This window comes from Candidatus Izemoplasma sp. (genome assembly GCF_982632705.1).
Window position 1 is genome coordinate 1 of sequence record NZ_CEXEES010000068.1, and the last position, 7,525, is coordinate 7,525.

Sequence of the window (7,525 nt, forward strand, 5' to 3'; positions counted from 1 at the left end):
TCCTAGGAATAATACACCTTTCTATGTAGGATATTCAAAAAACAGAGAGACCAGATTCAAACAACACTTGAGAGAGAAAAATACAAGGAATTTCAGAAAGGTAAAATTACTAAATGATTTAGTTTCTTTAGGATTTGATTTTTCAGACATTTGTTTGCTTGAACAAAAAGTGGATACTATTGATGAAGCTAGAGAATTAGAAATTTTAACAATTTCAAAATATGGTAGATTAGATAAAAATGAAGGTACTTTGGTGAACCATACTGATGGTGGAGATGGAACTGCATTACCAGGGAAACTAAATCCTATGTTTGGTAAGGATTCTCCATTCAAAGGAAGACATCACAATAATGAGAGTAAAAAAATGATTAGTGAAGCTCAGAAAAATTATTGGAAAGCAAAATCTGAAGATGAGAAAATAGAGTTGTTACAACCATTGTGGGACAAAGCTGTTGAGGCTAGGTTAGGTTCTACACATTCAGATGAAACAAAAGAAAAAATTAGACAAAAAGCTTTAGGTAGAAAAGCTACAGAAAATGAGAAACAAGTTAGAAAGGAGAGAATGTTAGCAAATCCATCAAATGTGAAACAGTACAAAATAGTATCGCCTGAGGGGAATGAATACTTAGCTACTAATGGATTGAGAAAAGTTTGTGATAGTTTGGATTTAGACCCAGCTGCTGCTAAGTCATTTCAGAGACTTATTAGAAAAGGGTTACACACAGCTAAAATGAAAAGTAGCTGTGTCTATGGATGGGAAGTATTTCTTATTAGTTAGGCATTAGTAAGAACATACTTACTAGCGTCTCTCCACTCTGATGAACCATTGTATGCAGATGCAATTTTTATGATTTTCTCGAATGTTCTCATGTTTAGTTCTGTTGCTTCATATTTGTTCTCATCAATAAATTCAAGAACATCTAACTTGATATCCATGCTAAATTCTGGTAAGATTTTATCAGCAATAGCAGTCATTCTATCAATTCTATCTTGAACAGACATTGTAACATCTACAGATAATGTTCTACCTTTTACAGCACCATCAATTCTATCTAAAGAGATATTAGAGATAAAGATAACTTGGCCTTCAAAGTTGAATGAACTTGGTAAACCATCATCAATAAAACCTTTTGATAACCAACTGATTTTTCTTACAGCATAAGAGTCAAGAGCACCTTTTAAAATGTTAAGAGATGTAGGATCTTTCAATACACTATCACAGTCATCAAAAATAACAACTTTGTCTTTGTTCTCATATAGAGTTGCATATAAAGCTTTTGGAGTTGCATAACCTTTTATGATTATGTAGTCTTCATCTTCTACCAAATTGTTTTTTTCTAAAATCTCTAAAACAGTATGAGACTTTCCTAAACCACTTTGACCACAAATAAGTAATGAACTAGTAATGTTTGATAAAGTCATGTTTGTGAATTTTTCTAAAAATCCAAATCTTTGGTTGATATCAAATTCCGATTGTAATGGACTTGGAGCTTGTGTTTTAGTTACAGGAACATTTAAAATAGAACCGTCAGTTACTAAACTAATTGATGAATTGTCATCTGCTACTTGGTAAGTTTCGTCTTTGATAGTGAATATTTTCATACCATTAACTTCTTTCCAAACTCTAGAGATTTTAGTATTAACACCTTCTTCTCTGAAATACGCTCTGTTACCTTTTACATTTATGAATTCTACCATTTGATAAGTCCTTTTAATTAATAGAAAAGAGTTAAACTCTCTTCTTTTGTACCTATATTATAACATAAGTTGGATTGGAAGTCAAGGGTTTTAGAAAAGAATTTCAAAATTCTTTTTAATCCTGACAGAAGATTTGTGCAGCATCTTTATCCATTGCCTTTTGAGCAAAAAACTCACAAGCAATTTTTGAAATATCAACAACTGATAAGGGCTTGTCTTCCCATGTACCAGTAATAAGTTTTTGTAACTCATCTTGGAATGTTGAATAATTTGTTAAAATCGGGTCTGGAAATTTTGGAATGTCTCCCATCGGGATGAGACAGTTCTGTTTTCCATCCTCAACTAACCATAAACCATTTGAAGGGAAACCTGTAAACTCATATCCTACTTCTTCAAATTCATCATTAACTTTTCTATACATTTGATTAGACATACTCCACCTCCATTTTTGTTGGTACTTCTACATACTCTACTTCTCTAAGCACTCTTATCAGTACCATAAAACCATATCTAACTCTATTCTTGAACCATGTATGATATTTTGTATCTTCTGGGTCGATACCATCAAAATATTTTGCTCTTCGCATTGAACTAAAACATCTATTGATATTATATGAATCTTGATTTCCGAAAATCTTTTCAACTTCATCATAAATTTTATTTTGAAAAGGTTTAAATCCTAACTTACCTTTGAAAATTCTCATCAATGCTTCCATTGCATACTGTTCCATTCTATCAGTAAGTTGCATCATTGCTTCAACATTTGTGAAATCTGCATTAACACAGAACTCATAACTCTTTCTCTCTAATGCCGCTGCTAATGAATCGTGTGTGGCTGTTTGTATCTTTGTATCAATTGTAATCGGTGTCATTTTTTACCCTTTTTATTATAGTGTTATAGTGCTGTTTGAGATGTTATTAAAACTATTCTGTACTTCCTTATCTACATACATATTGAATAACCAATAAGTAGCTAGGAACATTGTGATTGCATCAGTATGGATTTCTGAATCAAAGAAATATTCATCGACCTCAGCATATGGTATTCTTACTACTTCAATATCTTCACTATCTAATCCGCCACCTTCAGACACTTTCATACTTTCATCAACTCTTGCTATGAATGCATATGAATTAGTACCACCAGTTCCTACTGAACTTTTTAAAGACTTTAGTAATAATACATCTTCAGTTGGTACATCATAACCTAACTCTTCTAAGATTTCCTCTTTTGCTATTTGTTGCACATTTGCTTTTTTATCAACAAGACCTGCACATGCTTCAATAACTTCACCATTTTGAGATGCATCATTTACAAGAACAGGAACTCTAACTTGTTTAACTAATAATAACTCTGCTGTTTCAGCATTATCAACTAATACATGCACAGAATCATGAGATTTAATTCTCTCCCATAAGAAAGGCTCTCCATCTCTAGTACATCTTAATAACTCTGTTTTTACAAACTTAGGATTTAAATTATCCTCTACTGATATTACTTCTACTTTTTTCATATTGTTCTCCCTTAATTGTTATGTTATATTATATCAAAAACCAGCTTAGAGCTGGTTTAAGCGAAATCTTTTACTTCATTAATAATTTGTAATGAAATAGCTACTGCTTCTGGGTCTTCAAAATCAAAATCCAAGTCTGCTAAATCAGCCATATTGTTTCTCATTTTTCTAATATCTTTATCTGTAGCTCTTGCTGCAAATTTATGAATATCATTAAAATCAATTGAGTCTTCTTCTACTTCAATCATTTGTGCGATACTCTCTAAAAAAGTATCCACATCTTCTGGTAAGTTAGTTAATCTGTTTCCCATAATAAATCCTTCTTATTGAAATATTGGTTGAATATAAGCATTTTGATATGACTCATCATATCCTGCACTTCTAGTGTATGCTGGAAAGTAACTTACTGTTAGAGATACTTTGATTTTTCCATTTGGTGAAACTAAAACACCATCTTCTTGTTCTCTCATACCTAAATCTCTAAGAGTATCTGTTACTTCACTTATTACTCTTTGGTTTTTTTCCTCATAAGTATTTGAAGATGTCAATGGACCTACAGAACCACCAGAAATACCTTTAACTCTTTTACCATCAAAACCTGTATAACATTTTGGTTCATCCCAACCACCAGTTGAAACCTTTACAAATCCATAACCTAATTCTTTTAACGCTTTGTTTATATCTGTTTTAGTCATCTTGTCCACCTTTGTTTTATTGTAGGTATATTATAACATATTTTGTATGTAATGTCAAGGGTTTATGCAGAAATTTTGTCAAAAAGGTCAAAAACATTTTTAACTGCTTTTGCTTTTTTGTGAGATTGAATTCTCTTATTACTTTTATTTGAGAATTTTTTTGTATCATAATCTCTTTGTTTTTGAACTAATCCCATATTAGTGCCTATCTTTTTAATAGTTTCTAAATCTTTCAATCCTATTTTAAGACCTTGGTATATATATGCTTCTGCTGTGAATGTAAGTGTATCACCCCATGAGAATCCCATTAAGTATTTTGTTTCTATCCAGATGTGGTCACGGAATTGATCACCTACTGAATCTGTTACTGTTGATAGAAGTGCACCTTTTTTAGTTGTTTTAACGAATGTTGCTGTAAATGTATCTCTTTTCATAATATATCCTTTTCTTTATTATCACTATTATATAAAGATAGTGTAACAAATATTGTTACACTTTTTCTTTGTATGTTATATTATAATAGGAAAGTGGGATACAGTGAATCCCACTTTTCTTAAAATATTATAATGTCTAAGTGAAACAAAAGGAATTCTATGATATACTTATAATAGGAAAGCCGTTGGAAGTTTCGTGTTATGAATGAATTTCTTGATTTACCTTTCCAAGCTTTTCTAAAATCCCACCTACTGAAATTGTGCCTGTTTGTAATTGTTTGAGTTGTTTTTTGTATTTGTTTACAGTTCTTGAAGATGGCTCAGAAATCTCTTTATTTTTAAGTTTACCAGAAATTTCATTTTTTGGAAAAGAGTGCTCCACAGTGCCCTTACTTGTGTGGATTAAAAACAGATATGACGCTGTATTGGCATTATTGTGTATCCTTAAACCTTCACCGATAAATTCAGCTAAATGTTTTGAATGATTATATGTTAATTCTACTAATTCTGATGGTTGAAACATGATTTCCCCCTTTTTCTTTTATTTATTGAATTTAACATGGCACTTTTGAAAAAAGCTTTATAATAAGTATATAAGGAGTTAAGATATGATTAAGATTTTTATTCAATTATTGCGTTTTACAGATTATGGGGATTTTGTTGATTTATTAGATTATATAGATGAGGTTGTTCGTGTTTGGTATAAGAAGAAGTAGGTTGGTTAATTACCAACTCTACCTGATACTGTTTCTACTCTACCTTTTGGCATTTGCATGGCAATTCGGAGGGCTGCTTTTTTATCTTCCATAATTACTCAATCTCTTCTAAATCTAGTATTATGTAACTAAATGCGATATCTTTTAAATCTGATAGTTTCTCTACAAAATTGATATCGGCTTCCATCGCAATAGTTCTATCGGTTGTATACAATCTAAGCTCGGATACACCAGTAACTTCAGGTAAAGTTAAAACTTCGATAACCTCTGTGTTTGAATCAAATTCTATTTCTGCTAATGACATTTCCTTTTCCTTTTCTTTTGATACCACTATTATAACATAACTTAGTTAATATGTCAAGGGTTTTTTAAAAGAATTTGATAATTTACAAATGAGTGTTACGCTTTTTATGCTTGGATATATGGTGTATAGGACTAATTGTTGAGTGTTGGGTGAAGTTTATTTGTCTGAAAGTTTGGGATTTAGAGGTAAAAAAGGTATAAATAAGAGTAATAAGAGGTAATCTACTAATCGTGGGGATTGGTAGAAACAGTTATGAGAAACTAACTGATGTCCCTCTCAACATAAATTATACAATTCATAAGGAGAAAATTATGAAATACTACACCATCTACAAAACTACTAATTTAATCAACAACAAAATATATATTGGTGCACATGAAACAAACAACATATTAGATGATTATCTTGGTTCTGGTAAATTGGTTAAAAGAGCATTTATGAAATATGGTATTGAAAATTTCAATAAAGAAGTTTTACATGTATTTGAATCTGAAGAGGAAATGTATTCAAAAGAAGCTGAATTAGTTACAGAAGAATTTGTTGCTGATGAATCAAACTACAACATAATGCCTGGTGGATATGGGGGTTTTAGTTATTGTAATTCAAAAGAATCTAGAAGCACCAGAAATCACTCAAATAGTGTTTACCAAGGTGGTTATGCAACAAAGAGATTGTTTGAAGATGAAAAAACAAGATACCAGATGAAACAAATTGTCGAACCTAATAGAATAAAGGCTATAAAAGCTTTAAGAGATAGATATTCAAGTAGTGGTATTTGGACGTTCAATGGTAAAAATCATACAGAGGATACAAAGACTAAAATGAGTAAAACTCACGAATTAAACCATCATCAACAAGGTTCTAAAAATTCACAGTTTGGAACTAAATGGATTTATTCTGAAATTGAAGGTATTGCCAAGAAAATTGATAAAGATGAGTTGGATTTTTGGTTATCAAATGGATGGATATTAGGAAGAAAACCTAAAAATAAATAATGGTACCATGTAGACGATTCGAACGTCTGACCTGAGAATTAGAAGTTCCCTGCTCTATCCAGCTGAGCTAACACGGCTTATAAGTGGTGCGAATGGTCGGAATCGAACCGACACGTCCTATTGGACATAAGATTTTAAGTCTCACGCGTCTACCAGTTCCGCCACACTCGCATGTATTTAAAATGATTTCTCATTCATGGTAAATAAAATACAGTTACCAAACCGAGGTAAGATAACTGATAACCCAACACCGATAACCATCGGTAGAGTATCCAGGATTTCAACACTCTATCAACCCACCTAGATGGGATGAACACAATGTTCAAATGCTGTACATCAAAAAAAAGATAGCGCTTCCAAATTACTCTGAAACTCTTATCTCCATAACCACTAAGGGTCTCAATCGGACTATCTTTCTTTATAAGTAATTATACAAAATCTTTCCTTAGAAAGAGTTTAAATTACTAAAAGTTTATTTTTCCATATAAAGGGTGTTGATAATCTGGTTTCTCACAAGCAGTGAAACTCAAAGCTGATATTACCAAAACTATCGATAAAATTATTTTTTTCATATTATTCTCTTTTCTTTTTAATTTCTCAATGGATGGGGTAGAGGGATTCGAACCCCCGAATGCTAGTACCAAAAACTAGTGCCTTACCGCTTGGCGATACCCCAAAATGTCCGCCGCGAGTATATCCAACTCGACTACAAAAACAGCTTTCTCATAAACCGTTTAAGAGTATATCAGATTGTTTCTTAACTATTTCGGAATGAGAGTCCTCATAGTTTTACCTTAACAAGCTCGACGGTATAAAAATTCCTAAGAATACTTATATCGTTGAGTTTTCGAGATGGTGTGATTCATCTCTATTTCTAATGTTTTATAATGTGCCATTTGAAGTAGTAAAAACATATGTATTATATATTTTAAGTCCGCAATACACTAGCGAAATCTTACTATACTTTATACTCACTAAGTTAAGAGTAATACTTATGGTAGTATCAACCATATCAAATGACACACTCATCTGATATATACTATTTATAGTAATTGTATAGATTAAATGAGATTGGTAGTCCTAACAAGATTTGAACTTGTGACCTCTCCGTTATCAGCGGAACACTCTAACCAACTGAGCTACAGGACTATATATATGGCGCGGTGGAC

The 7,525-nt window shown here is 31.8% G+C and carries 11 protein-coding genes and 4 tRNA genes; 2 read left to right on the forward strand and 13 right to left on the reverse strand.

The window, feature by feature from the left end:
• Window positions 1-778: GIY-YIG nuclease family protein (locus tag AC2LE6_RS07825; RefSeq protein ID WP_484478710.1), on the forward strand; the 778-nt coding region annotated here is incomplete at its 5' end.
• On the opposite strand, the gene AC2LE6_RS07830 is transcribed toward AC2LE6_RS07825, so the two are convergent.
• From AC2LE6_RS07830 to AC2LE6_RS07870, 9 genes are all read right to left on the reverse strand, one after another.
• Entirely contained in the window at window positions 775-1,698 is a 924-nt protein-coding gene (locus tag AC2LE6_RS07830) for a P-loop NTPase family protein (RefSeq protein WP_484478711.1), read from the reverse strand. The two genes, AC2LE6_RS07825 and AC2LE6_RS07830, sit on opposite strands and share 4 nt — an antisense overlap.
• A 115-nt stretch (window positions 1,699-1,813) precedes the next feature.
• Window positions 1,814-2,131 (reverse strand): hypothetical protein, encoded by a 318-nt coding sequence (locus AC2LE6_RS07835; RefSeq protein ID WP_484478712.1) that lies wholly within the window; start codon window positions 2,129-2,131, stop codon window positions 1,814-1,816.
• On the reverse strand, window positions 2,124-2,570 hold the full coding sequence (locus AC2LE6_RS07840) for a hypothetical protein (RefSeq protein WP_484478713.1): 447 nt from the start codon (window positions 2,568-2,570) through the stop codon (window positions 2,124-2,126). Before AC2LE6_RS07840 ends, AC2LE6_RS07835 begins: the two co-directional genes overlap by 8 nt.
• 15 nt (window positions 2,571-2,585) lie before the next feature.
• Window positions 2,586-3,212, reverse strand: a complete 627-nt coding sequence (locus AC2LE6_RS07845) for an NUDIX domain-containing protein (protein ID WP_484478714.1) — start codon at window positions 3,210-3,212, stop codon at window positions 2,586-2,588.
• Between the two features lie 56 nt (window positions 3,213-3,268).
• Window positions 3,269-3,523: a hypothetical protein gene (locus AC2LE6_RS07850; protein ID WP_484478715.1), complete on the reverse strand. Its 255-nt coding sequence runs from the start codon at window positions 3,521-3,523 to the stop codon at window positions 3,269-3,271.
• Between the two features lie 12 nt (window positions 3,524-3,535).
• A complete protein-coding gene (locus AC2LE6_RS07855) occupies window positions 3,536-3,907 on the reverse strand; it encodes a hypothetical protein (protein ID WP_484478716.1) in 372 nt (123 codons plus the stop codon).
• Between the two features lie 62 nt (window positions 3,908-3,969).
• Window positions 3,970-4,341: a hypothetical protein gene (locus AC2LE6_RS07860; protein WP_484478717.1), complete on the reverse strand. Its 372-nt coding sequence runs from the start codon at window positions 4,339-4,341 to the stop codon at window positions 3,970-3,972.
• A 199-nt stretch (window positions 4,342-4,540) separates the two neighbouring features.
• Window positions 4,541-4,864, reverse strand: a complete 324-nt coding sequence (locus tag AC2LE6_RS07865; protein WP_484478718.1) for a hypothetical protein — start codon at window positions 4,862-4,864, stop codon at window positions 4,541-4,543.
• A 287-nt stretch (window positions 4,865-5,151) separates the two neighbouring features.
• Window positions 5,152-5,361, reverse strand: coding sequence for a hypothetical protein (locus tag AC2LE6_RS07870; RefSeq protein WP_484478719.1), 210 nt, complete (start codon window positions 5,359-5,361; stop codon window positions 5,152-5,154).
• 311 nt (window positions 5,362-5,672) lie between these two features.
• Between AC2LE6_RS07870 and AC2LE6_RS07875 the strand changes: the two genes are divergently transcribed.
• Window positions 5,673-6,356, forward strand: coding sequence for a hypothetical protein (locus tag AC2LE6_RS07875; protein ID WP_484478720.1), 684 nt, complete (start codon window positions 5,673-5,675; stop codon window positions 6,354-6,356).
• Here AC2LE6_RS07875 and AC2LE6_RS07880 read toward each other — a convergent pair.
• The 4 genes from AC2LE6_RS07880 to AC2LE6_RS07895 all read right to left on the reverse strand — a co-directional run bounded on the left by AC2LE6_RS07880 (window position 6,357) and on the right by AC2LE6_RS07895 (window position 7,505).
• Window positions 6,357-6,433 (reverse strand) — tRNA-Arg (locus tag AC2LE6_RS07880). It lies immediately after the preceding gene.
• A 7-nt stretch (window positions 6,434-6,440) separates the two neighbouring features.
• A tRNA-Leu gene (locus tag AC2LE6_RS07885) sits at window positions 6,441-6,527 on the reverse strand.
• Between the two features lie 430 nt (window positions 6,528-6,957).
• Window positions 6,958-7,032 (reverse strand) — tRNA-Gln (locus AC2LE6_RS07890).
• 396 nt (window positions 7,033-7,428) lie between these two features.
• Window positions 7,429-7,505: transfer RNA gene (locus AC2LE6_RS07895), tRNA-Ile, on the reverse strand.
• Window positions 7,506-7,525 lie beyond the last annotated feature (20 nt).